The sequence below is a fragment of the Chitinivibrionia bacterium genome (assembly GCA_009779925.1).
Taxonomy (GTDB): domain Bacteria; phylum Fibrobacterota; class Chitinivibrionia; order Chitinivibrionales; family Chitinivibrionaceae; genus WRFX01.
In genome coordinates this window covers 23,886-41,385 of the sequence record WRAZ01000008.1, presented here as the reverse complement: position 1 = coordinate 41,385, position 17,500 = coordinate 23,886, and the positions used below count along the sequence as shown (strand labels likewise).

The 17,500-nt window shown below is 44.8% G+C and carries 14 protein-coding genes; 9 read left to right on the top strand and 5 right to left on the bottom strand.

Translation table 11 applies throughout. The features are described 5' to 3' along the window. Positions 1-9: 9 nt before the first annotated feature. The 3 genes from panC to FWE23_04275 all read right to left on the bottom strand — a co-directional run bounded on the left by panC (position 10) and on the right by FWE23_04275 (position 4,379). A complete protein-coding gene (panC, locus tag FWE23_04285) occupies positions 10-876 on the bottom strand; it encodes a pantoate--beta-alanine ligase (GenBank protein ID MCL2844654.1) in 867 nt (288 codons plus the stop codon). A 4-nt stretch (positions 877-880) separates the two neighbouring features. Next, on the bottom strand, positions 881-1,666 hold the full coding sequence (gene hisF / locus FWE23_04280; protein ID MCL2844653.1) for an imidazole glycerol phosphate synthase subunit HisF: 786 nt from the start codon (positions 1,664-1,666) through the stop codon (positions 881-883). Positions 1,667-1,775: 109 nt separating this feature from the next. Next, on the bottom strand, positions 1,776-4,379 hold the full coding sequence (locus FWE23_04275) for a hypothetical protein (protein MCL2844652.1): 2,604 nt from the start codon (positions 4,377-4,379) through the stop codon (positions 1,776-1,778). Between the two features lie 330 nt (positions 4,380-4,709). On the opposite strand from FWE23_04275, the gene FWE23_04270 reads away from it, so the two are divergent. The 9 genes from FWE23_04270 to FWE23_04230 all read left to right on the top strand — a co-directional run bounded on the left by FWE23_04270 (position 4,710) and on the right by FWE23_04230 (position 14,298). Further along, positions 4,710-7,421 (top strand): hypothetical protein, encoded by a 2,712-nt coding sequence (locus tag FWE23_04270; protein MCL2844651.1) that lies wholly within the window; start codon positions 4,710-4,712, stop codon positions 7,419-7,421. 100 nt (positions 7,422-7,521) lie between these two features. Continuing rightward, on the top strand, positions 7,522-7,728 hold the full coding sequence (locus tag FWE23_04265) for a hypothetical protein (GenBank protein MCL2844650.1): 207 nt from the start codon (positions 7,522-7,524) through the stop codon (positions 7,726-7,728). Between the two features lie 164 nt (positions 7,729-7,892). Then, a complete protein-coding gene (locus FWE23_04260) occupies positions 7,893-8,057 on the top strand; it encodes a hypothetical protein (GenBank protein ID MCL2844649.1) in 165 nt (54 codons plus the stop codon). 178 nt (positions 8,058-8,235) lie between these two features. Beyond that, on the top strand, positions 8,236-8,427 hold the full coding sequence (locus FWE23_04255; protein ID MCL2844648.1) for a hypothetical protein: 192 nt from the start codon (positions 8,236-8,238) through the stop codon (positions 8,425-8,427). Positions 8,428-8,567: 140 nt separating this feature from the next. After that, a complete protein-coding gene (locus tag FWE23_04250) occupies positions 8,568-9,536 on the top strand; it encodes an SDR family oxidoreductase (GenBank protein MCL2844647.1) in 969 nt (322 codons plus the stop codon). Positions 9,537-9,683: 147 nt separating this feature from the next. Further along, positions 9,684-11,429, top strand: a complete 1,746-nt coding sequence (flgK, locus tag FWE23_04245) for a flagellar hook-associated protein FlgK (GenBank protein ID MCL2844646.1) — start codon at positions 9,684-9,686, stop codon at positions 11,427-11,429. Positions 11,430-11,498: 69 nt separating this feature from the next. Beyond that, positions 11,499-12,923: a hypothetical protein gene (locus tag FWE23_04240; GenBank protein MCL2844645.1), complete on the top strand. Its 1,425-nt coding sequence runs from the start codon at positions 11,499-11,501 to the stop codon at positions 12,921-12,923. Between the two features lie 39 nt (positions 12,924-12,962). After that, entirely contained in the window at positions 12,963-13,928 is a 966-nt protein-coding gene (locus FWE23_04235) for a flagellin FliC (GenBank protein MCL2844644.1), read from the top strand. An 88-nt stretch (positions 13,929-14,016) separates the two neighbouring features. Next, on the top strand, positions 14,017-14,298 hold the full coding sequence (locus FWE23_04230; protein ID MCL2844643.1) for a YraN family protein: 282 nt from the start codon (positions 14,017-14,019) through the stop codon (positions 14,296-14,298). On the opposite strand, the gene FWE23_04225 is transcribed toward FWE23_04230, so the two are convergent. Together FWE23_04225 and FWE23_04220 are read right to left on the bottom strand one after the other, a co-directional pair. Continuing rightward, positions 14,293-15,024, bottom strand: coding sequence for an anaerobic ribonucleoside-triphosphate reductase activating protein (locus FWE23_04225; protein ID MCL2844642.1), 732 nt, complete (start codon positions 15,022-15,024; stop codon positions 14,293-14,295). The genes FWE23_04230 and FWE23_04225 overlap by 6 nt on opposite strands. Next, positions 15,021-17,195 carry a ribonucleoside triphosphate reductase gene (locus tag FWE23_04220; protein MCL2844641.1) on the bottom strand — a complete coding sequence of 725 codons (2,175 nt, stop codon included), beginning with the start codon at positions 17,193-17,195 and terminating at the stop codon, positions 15,021-15,023. The genes FWE23_04225 and FWE23_04220 overlap by 4 nt, the downstream gene beginning before the upstream one ends. Between the last annotated feature and the right edge of the window lie 305 nt (positions 17,196-17,500).

Genomic DNA, 17,500 nt, shown 5'->3' with positions numbered 1-17,500 from the left:
AACCGCCCTTTATTTTACCGTCTCTGTTATAATGTTATCAATAAGTCGAGTTTTGCTTTGAGTTGTTCGCATTGCAACCGAAATCAAAGCGGGCTCGTCCGTTATTTTGGCGATTTTTTCCGCCGAAAAATTAGTGATTTCAATATATTCCGCAACAAAATACGATTTGCGCGAGTAATAATCAAGTAAAAACTCTTTTATTTTGTAAGAATGTCTTTCTTTTGCAATTAAATCTCTCGCTTTTTTTAGTCCCGAGTAGATTTCGGCTACCTCCGCTCTTTCGTCGGGCGTCAGATACGCGTTTCGCGAACTCATAGCCAAGCCGTCTTTTTCGCGGACTATCGGATGGACGTCGATTTCCGTCGTCAAATTTAAATCGCGCGCCATTTGTTTTAGCACCATAACCTGCTGAGCGTCTTTTTGTCCGAAAATCGCAATGTCGGCAAGCGTTATGTTGAACAATTTAAGGACAACCGTGCAAACGCCGTCAAAATGCGTCGGGCGAATTTCTCCCTCGAGAACGGTTGTTATTTTTCCGCAGTTTATTTTTGTATCGAAGCCGTCGGGATACATATTTTCCGCGTTCGGCGCAAAAACTAAGTCCGCGCCGCGCTCTTCGCACTTTTTGCAGTCGTTTTCAAATTTGCGCGGGTATTTGTTAAAATCTTCATTAGGAGCGAATTGCGTGGGATTTACAAAAATGCTGACAATAACGACAGTTTTGCCGTCATTGCCGCGAGATTTCGCTCTGTCGATAAGTTTAAGATGTCCTTCGTGCAGGGCGCCCATCGTCGGAACAAGAACGAGCGTTTTTTGCTCGCTCTTGCATTTTTTTGCAAAATTTTGCATTTCCGACGATGTTTTTATTATTTCCAAAATCTTAATTTTCGCTCGGATTTTGGAGTTTTATTCCCTGCTCAGCCAAATATTTTTTAAGCCCCGAAACCGTATATTCGCCAAAGTGTACCATAGTCGCCACAAGAGCCGTCGCCGCGTTTGCTACTGTAAGAACTTCAGCCAAGTGTTCGGGTTTTCCCGCGCCGCCCGAAGCAACCACGGGGATTGATACCGCTTCGACTATCTGTTTTGTTAAGCTTATGTCGTAGCCGTCTTTTGTTCCGTCGGCGTCAATCGAATTTACCACAAGCTCGCCTGCGCCCAATTTTTCGCCGCGCTTTGCCCACTCAATGGCGTCAATTCCCGTAAAAGTTCTGCCGCCGTCTATTACGACTTCGTAGCCCGTCGGGATTTTATCGCTTTTTTCGACTTGTTTTACGTCCATTGCAAGCACAACGCGCTCGGAACCGAATTCTTTTACGCAATCGCTTACAAGCTGAGGATTTTTTACCGCCGCGCTGTTAATGTTAACTTTTTGCGCGCCCGCCGCAATTACCTTTTTGCAGTCTTCTACGCTTTTTATTCCGCCGCCGACCGAGAACGGGATTGTTGTCTGTTCAGCCACGCGTTTTATAAGGTCAATCATAATGTCTTTGTTGTCGCTTGTCGCGGTAATATCATAAAACACCAACTCGTCGAGCCCTTGTTTCATATATTCTTTCGCTCTTTCTACAGGGTCGCCGATTTCCTTTGTATCGACAAATTTCACACCTTTAACAAGCTTCCCGTCTTTAACGTCCAAGCAGGCAATAATTCTTTTTTTACACATATATCCATCCTTTCTTGTGTTTTTCTATAGAAAAAATAATATTCGCCGCAAAAAAGGGGCGAAAAAAATTCGCCCCTCTGTTAAAAAAAATCCTTATATCAATCTGCCGTTATCTGACAATTACTTGTCTAACCAACTGCTGATTGTTATTTACACCCTGAATTCTTACAACGTGTACGCCTCTTGCAAGGTTGTTAAGGTTAAGCGTATTCATACCTGCAGAAAGATTTTGTCCTCTGAAAGACTGAATTTGGCGACCGCTTACCGTGTAAATACCCACATTGTATGTACCTGCTTGAGCAATGTTCAGGTTAAGTGCGTTGCCGGTAATTCCTGCGATGGAAAGCGCGCGTGCAACGTTTCTGTTTGCTCTGCCTATGCTGACAGGGTCAATCGGGTCAACTCCGCCGAAATCAAAAGGTTGTCCGGTATGAATTCTGAAGTTTCTGAACTCAAATCTTGCTTCCCACGGGTCGGTTCTTACTACGTTAGACCAACCCGGCTGTCCGAATGCTATGGGTCTTGCGTAAGGTGCGAGCGGTTGAATTTCAATAGCAATAACTTGCGATACGTTCACCGATGCGTAATCCATCGGATGATCAACTTCCGGCGGATAGTCAAAGGCTGAAATCGGTATCATTCCCGAATTACGCAACTCCGCTCTGCCGAAATTACCGTTGTCGATGCCGGGATTTTCGTGATTGCTTTGAATTGGGAAGCGGTGTGCAAGCATTACTTCGCGAGCTCTGCCGTCCTCTGTAATCAAACGAATCATTGAAGCGCTTGTTTGTTTGTAATCGAGTTGTATGTGCGTTGCGCTGTTCAACGTTCCCGCGGGAAAGTTAATAACGAAACGAGGTTGGTCGGGAGCAAATGTCGATTGAATACGAATATCGCCGCTCAGATTGTTAAGTGCTCTGCTTGTTGTGTTGTTAGCATCGTTTGGCTGATTTGAAACCCAAGTCCACTCGTTTGGTAATGCGGACGCGGGAAGTATATGCTGTGCTCTTGCTTCTCCTAATGCAACCCAAGTTCTCATACTGTCGATAAGTTGTATGCCTGTTACAAAATGCGCTTGCCGACCCAATGCGTGGTTAACAAAATCTTCCGTTTCTCTCTGACGAACTGTCCAAGTATTCCAGCCTTGTACAACAGGTTGTCCCCAGCCCGGTCTGTTGAAGTCGTTTAACAAAGTAGCAAAGTCGTAAATCGGAGTATAGTAATCCGTGTGTAAACCGAATTGCATAGGCGCTCTGTTTCCCGACATACGCAAATCGAGTGTGTGGCGCATAGTTGCCTGCCAGTTTGCTCCGGTCATACCGTAAAGTATCCAAGTGTTAAAGTCAAAACCTGTTACTTTACCGTGCTGAAGCCAGTGGTCTCTGTCCGAAGCTGTTGTGGGCGTGCCTGAGCCTGCCATAATTGCCGCGTGATTGCTCCAAACATCCGAACGGATATTTGCAGGAACTATAACAGGAGATACGTGAAGCTGCCAAAGCCCGTCGGGCGTTGAATCAACGAACACTCTGTTTCCGCTGCTGAATTGAGTCCAAGAGTTTTGAACCCCGTTGTCGAAAGTATAGGGCCAAAGAAAGTTATGACCTGTTCTGTGCCACTCATAACCTTCTTCTAAGCCCATATCGTAAGTATATCCTGCTCTTTTAAGCGCGTAAAACAAATTGGAGTTTACTTCCAAGCGGGGAGCGCGGAAACCCTGAAGCTGCGCTCTCGGCACTTGCGGGGAACTCCAGCCCACACCACCGTACAATAAAAATAATTCCGAGAAACGAATATATTGATACCACGCATCCTGAGATATTTGACGACCTGCAAAAATAAGCCAGCCGCGGCTTTGAGCCGTATGCCCGACAGCCTGTCCAAACTCCGTAGATTCGCGTATGCTGACACCCCAATTCATTACGTTGTCGTTTGCCGTGCTGAAACCTTCGTTATCCCAGTTGGCAAATCCAAGCTGCCAAGTCCGTCCGCCGGCGGAAATAGTCCTGTTGTTTTCCGACATACCTTGGAATTGAGCGCTTGGTCCTACAAGCGGAGAATTAGATTCCATGTGGTCAATAGTGTGGTTGCCGATTTCACTACCCGCAGCTACAAGTCTTCTAACAGCCGCAGAAATTTGGTTAGTGTTGAATGCTCCGCCTGAGTTAGAGTTAAACTCTCTTCCCCAAGTAACAGCGATCCGTTGGTGAGCGCTGCTTTCTTGAGCAGATGGTCTAAACGCCCCTAACACAGACTGAGCATTATTCCAAGTTCCCGATTCTCTGTCAACAAAAAGTCCCGTAATCATATTAAATACCATAGGAATACCTGACCCCTGCGCTCCGCCCGCAGTTATAGCCTCACCTCTCGCAAGAGCTCTGTAAGCCCACGCAAGCCCCATAGTATTTTGGAACGTCCCGCCTGTAAAACCTTCCAATCTTCCGGCGTTGGCTGTTCCCGCTATCCAAGACGGCATTTCTCCACCAACAAAATTGGCTGTAATCGGAGATGTCGGAGATGCGCGCCATTCGTATTCTGTTCCGCGAGCCCCCGAATACGCGTTGTCGTCCCAGCTGAACATAATGAGCTGTGTCATTTCGCTCGCGCTTCTCCCCGCAGGGTTCCAAGGTGATGGGAACGCATAGTTTACCTGCCCCATCGCCGTTGCGGCTAACGCTAAAGTAGCCCCCACCGCTAAAATAGTTTTACTTCTCATAAAATACCTCTAAAAAAAAGTTAAATTTTTCATTTTACAAAGTGGTTAAAAAAAACGACCGTTTTTTTGCCGCAGTTCTGCACTTCAAAACACTCCCCCAAAAAATGTATCTGAAATTCATAAAATTCCCTTACCCGACAGACGTCGAAAACCAAGAAAAAACAGGCAGTCGTGAAAAAAATTTGAAAAGCGCACAAAAAAACAAGCGAGACAAACATTCTTGTATTATACTATATAATGTGGTACATAAAAGCGGTGCAAAAAAACGGTGGTTATTTCAATCCGCTTTTAAAAAAACGAAAGATTAAACTTTTTTTAAGAGGTATTTTTATGAGACGTAAATCAATTTTGGCGGTAGGAGCTACTTTAGCATTAGCCGCAACAGTGATGGGACAGGCTCAATTCACGTTCCCCTCACCGTGGAACCCTGCTGGAAGACCTGCTAATCAGGTGCCGCAATTTATTGCAATTACTTGGGACGACAACGCGTACTCAGGGATGACAGGAACAGGATATGAGACGGAGCCCGGCGCAACATTTGCGCAACAGCATTTTGTAGGTTGGCGTAGCCCCGAACCCGGTGCACCGGGTGTGTTTGGTCCTACTTGTGTGCCGACTCCCACTGTATGGAGTGCTTGCAGACCTAATGCTTTTAACATTGTTGAAAGCAATCCTACGGGCAATCAAATTATGATGGGTATGAGTTGGTCGCTCAGAGCGTTTCCAGAAGAAGTCAGAATGACTTATTTTATGCTTGCGGGTTTTTATGTTAATGTGTGGAGCGAACGTTCGTGGGCGGCAACAGGCGTACAGCCGTGGCAAAGTACTCGCTCCGCTTTGGGCTGGTTCACTGGTGAAGAACTTGGCGACCCTGTCGTAAACCCTAATGCGTCCGACGCACAACAGCGCGGATACGAAACTGCCGCTGTTGCTTGGGGACGTGAACACGGGTCGCGAGATGGCGGAGGTACGGTTACTCAAAACAACACCATTTACGCTGTTACAAGAGCTGCGATGCAAAGACATCACGAAATTGCTAACCACTCGCTTGACCATATGGAAGCAAATTCTTGGATCCCTGGCGGAAACCACAAGGATGCTGCCCTCGGTTTCGGACGTTGGGGTGGTGAAGGATTTACAAACCAAGAGGAACTTGACACCACGGATTGGGGACAAGTTATCAACAGAACCACAGAATGGGGTATGACGGGCGTTTCCCTTAATCGTGGTTGGAGAGCATTTGCAGGTCGTCAGTTGAGCTTTAACGCTTGGAGAGGCGCTATTAACCTTTCCGATGACTGGATTAAAAGAGGTAATGGCGGTGATTCAAGAGAAGGCGGCGCAAATTTGGGCGCGGCGGCTATTCGCGGTTGGAGAGCGCCTCGTTTGGAAAGCAACTCAAATATGTTCTTTGCGCTTAAAGCACAAGGCTATCTCTACTCTTCTACATTAGAAGACGGACACGAAATGCACGTAACAGGTCAGAACTTCTTGTGGCCCCACACTCTCGACAACGGAAACCGTAATTCTTGGACACAAGCAGACAGAGGCGCACGCGTTTTCCTTGACACAATGCCCACAGGTCTTTGGGAAATTCCGCTTAACGTAGTTATTGTTCCCGAAACTCACAGACAGGGAGTTACCGATAACTGGAATATGATTAACAGAGCACTCAGAGCCGGCGGTAAAAGCGAATTGCCTGACAGAGACGCTTCGACTTGGGACGGAAAAATTACGGCGTTTGACTTTAACTTGTTTGTTCACCACGCTATGACCCCCGCACAATTTGTTGCAACTTTGCAAAACACAATAAACCTGCGTATGGGACCGGGCGGAAACAGAGCGCCTTTCAACTGGGGAACTCACACCGACTACTATACGCCGATTTACGACAACGGAACATTGCTTAACGACTTTAACCGAAACGACTACGGCTTGGTACTTACAAGAAACACTTGGAGAGACCGTATATCAGCAACGGAACAATGGGTAAACTGGGCATTGGGGCTGAACAATCCCGGCAATCAAGTTGACCCACTTAACGCAGGTCCGAGAGGCAGACAAGCAGTGCAGTTTGTAACAGGGCAAGAGTTGATTGCGGCGGTAAATGCAATGAATACGGCGGGTCAAGCAGCGGCAACAAGACAAACACCTATTGCAAACAGCAGTTTCACTTTGTGGAGAGACGCAAATAACGAAGGCACAGAATTGGGAACAGGTCAGCAATTCCTGACCGCAGGTCCGAACAGAGCAGGTCAGCAACCGAAATTTGTACATTCGTTTGCGCGCGGTACATACAATGATATGACGCACATTTCACTTAGTTATCGTTCACGCACAGCGACCGCAGTTCGTTTGATAAGACAAGACGCAGACGGTAATGCATTACCTGTTCGTGAAGTTATTCTGGCGCACAGATTTCCACAGATTGGTTGGAACGGAATTGAGAATACCAACTTTGAAACGCCTAGAACCGGTACGAATGACGCAGACAACTTGCGCGCTTCAGGTATGATTCCGCTTACTTCGTTTGACTTTGAGCAGTATTTTGAGGGCACAAGAAACTATTCGTCGATTAACCCTGCGGATATTGTCGGAATTGAAATCGCTCCGCTCGCACCGGCAAACGTTACACCTCTTCATGGTCAGACCCCGACTTTTGCTGAGAGACTTACTGATTTTGAATTAGGGTTTCACTTTGCAAACATCGTAATCCACAGAGGAACTCCGTTTCAGTGGGACGCAGATGACTTGCCACCGCCTGCAGGTATTACCAACAGAGTAGGCAGAGCAGGCGCTCGTGCGCTTTCAATCGCAGGACTTACAACAAACAGCCTTCGTTTGAACATCGCTCAAGCAGGTACATACAACATCGGTATCTACACTGTAAACGGTCGCCAAATTCAATCTTTCAGAGGAGAAACTCTTTCTGCAGGTATGAATACGCTTAACCTTAACAACCTTGCAAGAGGCGTCCACGTTGTAAGAATTCAAGGCGTAAACAACAATCAGCAATTGGTTAGACAAGTAATTGTCAGATAATTGTTTGAGTGTGTTTTAATAAAAAAGCGGGAGGCGAATTTTTGCCTCCCCTTTTTTGTTTTGGCATTTAGTATTTTATGTTTGGAAGTGGAGGGTTTTGATGGGTTTTAGTGAAAGATTGGCAGGCTTGCTTTTTGATTTGTCGCGATTTGTATTTGCAACAGTTATTGTTGGTCGCTTGTTTGTCAGCGCAGGAAATGCGCAAATAACCGATGGTGATTTTATAGTAGCGATAATAGTCGCGTCGGTTTCTTTGATTAGTGGATTTGTATTTGACAAACTATCTTCAAAAGGAGGTAAAAAATGAGTTTCGGTACTACGGTTTTGGTCGTGTTTCTTTGTGTTGTTGTTATTGGTGCTTTTTTTGTAGCAATAGAGCGCAGAGACATAATTTTAAACGGCGGATTAGCAACAGCATAAAAGCAGAGGCAAATGAGTTTCGTGTTAGATTAAAAATACGGGGAGATTATTATGAACTTTGTAGTTAATTCCTTTAAAGATTTCTTGGGTTTTCGAGATATTAAGGCATATCATCCTCAAATAAATAAGAACTTGACTATGGCTCATTCTGCAGGAAGCATTGAACTCCAACTCGGATATTATGTTGAAAAAGAAGACATTGACGCACTGCGATAGTCAGTTATCTTTTGCAAAATTTTCCATTTTTATAAGTTAAGGTAATAGCATAATGGTTAGACAAATAATTGTCAGATAATTGTTTGAGTGTGTTTCAATAAAAAAGCGGGAGGCGAATTTTTGCCTCCCCTTTTTTGTTTTGGCATAACGTATTTTTTATTTGAAAAGGAGATTTGCTATGAAGTTTTGGAGTAAAGGACGGCGCGAACATTTAGCTGCTTGGTTTAATGTCCTTAGTGGCGGTGCTTTTGTTGGCGGTGTTATGTTTAATGTTTTGGGAGCAGGGCAAGATTTGTATTTAGCGGGAGTAGGTTTAGCTCTTGTGTTGTTTTTCTTTTTGTTAGGTTTTATTTTGAAAGGTGGCGAATAATGGAAGGGTTTCTTATTATAGGCGGCGGAGCAGCTGCATTTGGAGTAGCGTGTCTTGTGTGGATAAAACTTGAAGACCTTAAATATGGCAAAATTGGCAACGGCTTAGCGGTAGCAACAGCATAAAACGAAAGGTATAAAATGTCAAAAAGAATATTGATTACAGGTGGAGCGGGATTTTTGGGTTCGCATTTGAGCGAAAAATTACTTAAAATGGGGCATAGCGTTATTGCCTTGGACAACTTTTTCACGGGAAACAAGCGAAACATAATTCATCTGAAAAATTATGACAACTTTGAATTTATTCGCCACGATGTTACAAATCCGATTATGCTCGAAGTTGATATGATATACAACTTGGCGTGTCCGGCAAGTCCTATTCACTATCAGTACAACCCCGTAAAAACCACGAAAACAAGCGTGATGGGCGCAATAAATATGCTCGGACTTGCAAAAAGAGTGAAAGCGCGCGTTTTACAGGCAAGCACCTCCGAAATTTACGGCGACCCTCTGCCCGAATTTCATCCGCAACAGGAAACTTATTGGGGCAACGTGAACCCGATAGGTATTCGCAGTTGCTACGACGAAGGAAAACGCATTGCCGAAACGCTCTTTTACGATTATCACCGTCAAAACAAAGTCGATATTCGCATTATCAGAATTTTTAACACATACGGACCTCGGATGCACCCCAACGATGGACGGGTTGTGAGCAATTTTATAGTTCAGGCGCTTCGTAATCAAGATATAACAATATACGGAAAAGGCGACCAAACGCGTTCTTTCTGCTATTGCGACGACTTGCTTGAAGGTATGTATCGACTTATGGAAAGTAATTATGCCGCTCCCGTAAATATCGGAAATCCCAACGAATTTACCATCCTCGAACTCGCAAAAAAGGTGATAGAAACGACAAATTCAAAATCAAAACTAATATATTGCGACCTGCCGAGCGACGACCCCAAACAGCGCAAACCCGACATCTCTCTGGCAAAAAGAGAATTGGACTGGACGCCAAAAATAGAACTCGAAGAAGGACTGAAATACACAGCGGCATATTTCGACGACCTGCTGAAAAAAGAGCCCGACGCGTTTGCTGAAGTTCGTTGATGGCGGAAAAAATTTCCTAATATTGTAATTTGTAGGGGCAGGTTTGAAACCTGCCCTTGCTTTTTTTTACAAAACAAAATACTTGGCACATATTTTGCATATAAACAAAAAATTAAACTAAACCCAAAAACACACGGAGGTGTTATAATGAGTTTATTTGCAACTATGAACCTCGCCAATTCGGCGCTTCACGCAAGCCAACTTGGTATAAACGTCGCAGGGCATAACATTGCCAATGCCGACAGACCGGGCTTTTCGAGACAAAGAGTGGAACAACACGCGATGTATCGCAGAAGCGCGCCGTTCGGGCAACAAGGATTTGGCGTAACCGTATCGGGTATAACTCGTATAAGAAACGAATTTATAGACACGCAAATCCGCCGTCAATCATTTGAACTCGGAAAGCACAGAGCTATCGACAGCGCGCTCGAAAGTATGGAAAATATCGTACGCGAGCCGAGCGATACGGGTATTCAGGAATTTATGAACAGATTTTTCAACTCTTGGGATACTTTGGCGCAAAACCCTGCGGATATTTCGGCAAGAAGAAATTTGATTGCAAACGCGGATGTGCTTGTGGACGTATTCAGAAACGTCGCCTCGGAGTTGCACAACTTAAAAACATCGAGAAATGCCGATATTGTCAGCGTTGTCGGAGAAATAAACATTATTGCAAGAGATATTTTTAATCTCAATACCGAGATTTCCATAGCAGAGGCAAACGGCGGAAACGCAAACGATTCGCGGGACAGGCGCGATTTTCTTATGAGACGCCTTGCGGAACTTACGGATTACGACTATATCACGGACTCTACGGGGCAGGTATCAATAAGTATGAACGGACATATTTTGGTTTCTGCGGTCAGTGTAAATACAGTGGAAATTTTTTCACCGCCCAACGTTATAACCGATTCTCAGGGCTTTGCACAATTTGGTTTGCGAATGGTTAACGGTCGCGGGGTAATAACGCCTTCGGGCGGAGAACTCGCAGGATTGTTTGCCGCACGCGACGTTTTTATACCGAATATGGAGCGACAGCTCGACCAGTTGGCGGCAGGTTTGGTTGCCGCGGTAAATGAGCAACACAGAGAGGGTTTTAACCTTCGCGGACAATCTGGCTTTAACTTTTTTGATCCTCAGGGGATTACCGCGCGAACCATAAGTGTTTCCACGGGCATTACAACCGACCCGGGAAATATTGCGGCGGCAGGCGGCGGCGGAATTATGAGCGATTTAAGACGAAATGAAATTCCGGCAGGCGGAATGTCGCCGATAGGAACACCGTTTTTACTGTCTACTATCGACGGCTCAGATGGTTGGAATAGTACAACCGACCACGACACAGACCGCGCAAGAAATCTTGTAGCAGGAACGGTTGTTGTAAGCATGCCGTTGACACCGCCCGGCAGCGGTCAAATTCAACTTGTAGAGGGTCGGGATTTTCGCGTAGATTATGTTTTGGGGACTATTCAGCTTCTTGCCGACCAAAACGGCGTCAACCAGTACGAAGGCGTTGACTTGGAAATAAGTTTTAGATTTGTTACGGGAGGTTTTGAGGGCGAGGGAGGTAATATGAACGCTCTTGCCATATACGAACTTCGCCGTGCGCCGCTTATGGGAAATACCAACATATTCGGCAATCCCACATCGACATTCAGTGAGTTTTACGCCGCGTCGGTTGCGCAGTTGGGTTTAGACAGAAGAGAAGCGACCGCAAACGTAAACACACGCCAATTTTTGATTGACGGATACGACGAACATCAGGACAGTATCGCAGGAGTTTCGCTCGACGAAGAAGCGGCAAACATAATGAGATTGCAATATTCGTATCAGGCGGCGGCAAGAATTTTCTCATCTGTGCAGTCTATGCTGGACATTTTGCTGAATTTGTAAAAAAGAACGGTTGGCACGAGTTTTGAATATAAACAAGGGAATGGAACAGTTTTTTCAAGGAGGAAAAAAATGCAAAGAATAACAATGTTGTCGGTTAGTCGACAAACACAAAATGTTATCCACACCAAATTTGCCGAGTTGTCGAGATTGCAGCAACAGCAAGCGACAGGAAAGTTGCTTAACCGTCCCAGCGACGGACCCGCGCAAGTGTCGAACGCGCTCAGGCTCAGAACTCAATTGGACAAGCTGGAGCAAAGCGAGGCAAGTATTCACGACGGTCTTGCGTGGATGGAATTGACCGACACCAATATGACAAGTATGATTTCTCGCATTCATCGCGCTCGTGAGTTGGGTCTTCAGGCTGATACCGACGCTTTGTCGCCTGCTCAACGCGCATACATTGCCGACGAGATAAGAGAGCTGACAAATCAAATGGTTAATATTATGAATCAGCGCTACAAAGGCAATTATATTTTCAGCGGCACTCATACCAATTTACCTCCTGTAATATCAGTAGTTTCCGACAGAAACGAAGCGAATGTCCGAGGAAACAGAATGTTTACTTTTGATACAAGTTCCCCGATTTGGGATCCGACGGGCGGTCCGAATGGAATAGGAGCGTTTCCTCCTGTTCAGATTTTGGATCCTAACGGCAGTAGCACGCCTCCTTTTGTCGCCGCCGGAAAAATAATTCCCGGCTCTGTAGAAATCGTAGCAGGCGGACAAAATATGAGAGAAGGCATCGACTTCAGAATTGATTATATGAACGGCACCATAGAAATGCTTCCTCTGCGAAATGTAAACGGGCTTCTTATTCACCGAGATATGGGCTTCACTCCTCCTGTCGACACGCTTATTGACGCAAACGGAGATGAAATCGACGAGGACGGAAATCTTGTTGCGACTGGTCTGTCGGGACTTACACCGTCTTTCAGCAATCCTTTGTTGGCGGGTAATTTCACACACGGCAACGTTCCCGGTTATCCCGGAAATCCGGGCGATAACGGCGGCGGGCTTCAAGTTCGTATGACGCGTTTGGACGAGAGCAAAGATTTTTATGGGAATAATATTTCCACCGACAGAAAAATTTTCCGCCAAATTGAAGAAGGGGTCACCGTTCCCATAAATATTTCTACGCACGATTTGCGAGTGAATAACGATATTGACATTTTTACATCGCTTATTCGGTTGGGACAGGGCATTATACACGGCAACAGCAGTGAGATAAACGGCGCGATTGCTTGGTTAGACCAAACTATGCACAATATTCTTTCGGCGCAATCGACAAGCGGCGCAATAATGAACAGATTAAGCACAACTTTGGAGAGAAACGAAATTCAGCAGGTAGAAGTGGACAGACTGCGTTCAAACGTCGAAGACGCGGACTATGCGACCACGATAATGCAGTTCTCTGTAAAGCAGACGGTGTTTAACGCCGCTTTGCAATCTACGGCAAGACTTATGCAGATGAGTTTGATGGACTTTCTGAGATAAGATAACTTAGGGATAAAAACGAAAACCAAGGAGGGCAAAATGCCAAAAATAAACACGAATACACAAGCGATGCTTTCAGCGGGAGCGATTAAAAGAACGCAACGTTCGTTGACAATATCGCTTGAAAGATTATCTACGGGTAATTCAATCAACAGGTCTTCGGACAACGCCGCAGGGCTTTCGGTTTCGGAGCAGTTGAGAATGCAGGCAAACGGACTTGCGCAAGGAAACCGCAATATTAACGACGGTTTATCGCTTTTGAATATAGCGGAAGGCGGAATTGTAGAAATACAGAATATGCTCCACAGATTACGTGAATTGGCGGTTCAGGCATCGACTGCGACAATGCACGACGACCAAAGGGAATTTATTCAATTGGAAGTAAATCAACTTGTTAATGAAATAGACAGAATTGCCGCTTCGACCAGATTTAACGGTAGGTCTATGCTTAACGGAACCCCGGGAGTTCAGGGAACTTACGACTTTAATCCGTGGGAACACCCCGACGGCGGCATAATTCACATAGGTGCAAATCACACAACAGAACACGACACCAGCGACGTTTTGAACGTACGCTTTACTGCGGCAAACAGCGAGGCGCTCGGTCTGAGAGACCCCAACGCAAGAGACGAGCTGTTTCCTAATCCTAACTTTGACCCTGCCGCTATTCCTCCCGATCCGGATGCGGTGGAATTTTTTGAGGTAATAAGTTTTCTCAGCTCTGCAGAAGCACAGGCGGCAATCTCAATTCTTGACACCGCGTTGGACAGCGTCAGCAGACTTCGCTCAAACATAGGTTCTTACTCAAACAGGCTCGAACACGCGCTTGCATCACAGGAAAACGTTTTGAGAAATGTAGAGTCGGCAGAAAGCCAAATTCGCCACGTGGATTTTGCAAAAGAAACGGTACAATTTACACGTCTGCAAATTCTTAATCAAGCGTCTACGTCAATGCTCGCACAGGCAAATTCGCTTCCGAACACTATCTTACAGTTGCTTAATTAGGAGTAAATAACTGACAACGAACTCACGAAAAATCGGAAACGACGGCGAAAACAAAGCCGTCGATTTCCTTTTACAAAACGGTTATAAAATAACTGAGCGAAACGTTCATTTCGGCAAATTCGGCGAAATAGATATTATCGCCTTAGATAAAGACGGCACAACCGTTTTTGTCGAAGTGAAATATAATCGCAGCAGTTCAAGCGCTTTCGGAGCGCCCGAATTTCGCATAAATCAATTAAAAATCAGGCAGTTAATAAAATTGGCGCAGATGTATATCCGCAAAAACAATTTGCACGGAAAACCCGTTAGAATAGACGCTATAGCTATTGACCCAAGCGGTATTCGGCATTACAAAAATTGCACATTATAATATCTTCTCGCTTGTTCTTGAATTTTCTCCGTAATCTCTTATTTTGACGCTTTTTGCCGTTTTTTCTAAATACGCCTTAAATTCTTTCAGAAAACTGTCGTCGTGGTTTTGATTTTTGAAAAAATCTATATCGAGCACTTCAAATTTTGTGCGAAATTTCTGCAAAAAAATGTCCATACCCTCACAAATTTCGGCAATTTCTTCAAAGTCGTCTTTTTCTATGATTTTCGGAGCGACGGTTATTCGCAGTTCGCCTTTTGTTTTTCTGATAAGTGAAGCGGTTTTCAACAGATTTTCTCTGATTTGTGTTTCGTTTCCGCTCGCGCCGAGAAATTGTCGGTATTTTTTCGGCGTGGTTTTTATGTCCAACGCCAAATAATCAATGTCGCAATTTCTCAGAGCGACAGGGTTAAGCCCGTTTGTGTCTAATTTTACTTTGTAGCCGAACTTTTTTATGTATTCGACAAGTTCGGGCAATTTTTTGTGAATTGTCGGCTCTCCGCCCGTTATTACCACTCCGTCGAGAACATTTTTGCGCCGTTTCAAAAAATCAGCCAATAATTCAGGGTCGATTTGCGGCGTTTTTCCAAAAACAATATCGGGATTTTGGCAATAAGGACAACGCAAATTGCACAAAGAATAAAAAAGGACGGTCGAAACCGTCCCCGGAAAATCATTTCCTGAAAATTTGTTTAATCCGCAGATTCCGTCGAAGATATTACTCACGCAAAAACCATCGCCGCTTGCACTAATTCTTCTTTTTTGCAAGTTTCGGGCTCTGACTTTACAAAACTCGGAAAACCGCTGTTTCGGTCATAAGTTTTTCTTTTACCGAATTCCTCTTTCTTACCTTCGTTCCAATTCTTGATGGGGCGATAATAACCCACTATCCGAGAATAGATTTCCGTTTCTTTTCCGCAGTATTTGCAAGTTGCGTGTTCACCCGAAAAATATCCGTGATTTTCGCAAATCGAATAAGTCGGCGATATGGTAAAATACGGAAGTTTGTAGCCGTTCGCTATCTTTCTTACGAGCGCGCTGACCGTTGCGGGGTCTTCAATCGCCTCACCTGTAAAGCCGTGCATAACCGTTCCGCCTGTATAAAGGGTCTGCAATCCGTCCTGCATATCAAGCGCTTCAAAAATATCGTCGGTCGCTTCTACGGGCAACTGTGTGGAATTGGTGTAATACGGGTTCTTTCCGCCCGGTATTGTCATTTCGGGATACAGTTCTTTGTCAATTCCCGCAAGTCTGTGCGATGTTCCTTCGCCCGGCGTTGCTTCCAAGTTGTAGAAATGCCCAGTTTTTACTTGATATTCCGTCAAACGTTCGCGCATATATTCAAGCGCTTCTTTGCAGAATTCGCGCGCCTCGGTGTCAAGCATATCCTTGCCCATAAAGTTAAGGCAAGCTTCATTCATTCCTATAACTCCGATTGTTGCAAAGTGATTTTTGAGTTTTGTAGTCCCCAAATATCTTCTGGTGTAGGGGAAAAGCCCTTCGTCGAGAAGACGGATTACGGTTTCGCGTTTTTTCTCCAAAGAGTCGCGCGCAATATCCATAATTCTGTCTAAAGAGGCGAAAAACGCTTTTTTGTCTCCTCTTGTAAGGTATCCGATTCTCGGCATATTTATAGTGACAACACCGATTGAACCCGTTTTATCCGCAGAGCCGAAAAGTCCGCCGCCGCGCTGACGAAGCTCACGCAAATCCAAGCGCAAACGACAGCACATAGAGCGTACATCGGACGGATTAAGATTTGAGTTTATGAAGTTCTGGAAGTATGGCGTGCCGTATTTCCCTGTCATTTCCCAAAGAAGCTTTGCGTTATCGCTTTCCCAGCCGAATTCTTTTGTAAGGTTATAGGTCGGGATGGGATACATAAATCCGCGTCCGTTTGCGTCGCCTTCAAGGAAAATTTCCAAGAACGCTTTGTTTATCATATCCATTTCTTTTTGGAAGTCGCCGTACGTTTTTGTTATGGTTTCGCCGTCAACAATTGTTTCTATCGGTTTGCCGCCGACAATAGCCGCTTGGTCTTTGAGGTCGCTTGGAACAACCCAGTCGAAAGTAACGTTTGTGAAAGGCGCTTGCGAGCCCCAACGAGACGGAATGTTAACTCCGAATACGAATGACTGAATAGCCTGTTTTACTTCTTTGTAGGACAAGTTATCGACCCAGACAAACGGCGCCAAGAAAGTATCGACAGACGAAAACGCCTGCGCGCCCGCCCATTCGTTTTGCAAACAGCCCAAGAAATTCACCATTTGCTGAACAAGCGTGAAAAGGTGTTTTGCAGGAGATGAGGCTATTTTATTTTCTACGCCGCCAAGCCCTTCCGAGATAAGATCGCGAAGCGACCAGCCCGCGCAATATCCCGAAAACATTTGTAAATCGTGGATATGCATTTCACCGCTTCTGTACGCTCTTGCGATTTCTTCCGAATAAATTTCGTCAAGCCAGTAGTTTTTGGTGACTTCGCTTGAAGCGTGCAAAATAAGTCCGCCTATAGAATAGTTGATATTGGCGTTTTCTTTGGCGCGCCAGTTCTTTCCTTTAAGATAACCATCGAAAGTTTCTTTAATTCCTATAGTTAACTTTTTAGCGTTTCTTTGTTTCATGTGCAGGTTTCTGTATGATATGTACGCTCTCGCGGCAGTGTTATATCCGCTGTTCATAAGAACGTTTTCTACAAGATCCTGAATGCCCTCTACCGACGGGATGTCGTTAACATTGAATTTTTTAGCGATTTCTTCCTCTACTCTTATCGCTAATTTTTCCGCAAGTTCCGGGTCAACTCCCCCTGTTGCCTTAATTGCGCCCCAGATTGCACCTGCAATCTTCTCTCTGTCGTAAACAACCAATCCGCCGTCTCTTTTTTTTACCGTCTTAACCATATATACGGTATCCTCCCTTTATTTATTAATTCTTTGAATGTTTTCAACACAACATATTGTTATATATCGGACAAACAAAATACGATAATCCTACAATGAAAAGCGGAAAAAATATGCATTTTTTTAATTTTGTTTTCAAGTCCGCTTGCCAAGCAGGTTTTGAGCGTATTACTTAAAGATTTACTGTAAGGGGCACAATATATTGTGCTTGTTTTTGCGGCAATACAGTATGCGGCACTTTGCGGAAACAGCTGATTTATCAACAAAAATGTTGAAAACTTGTTAATAACTTTCTTTTTTTTGCG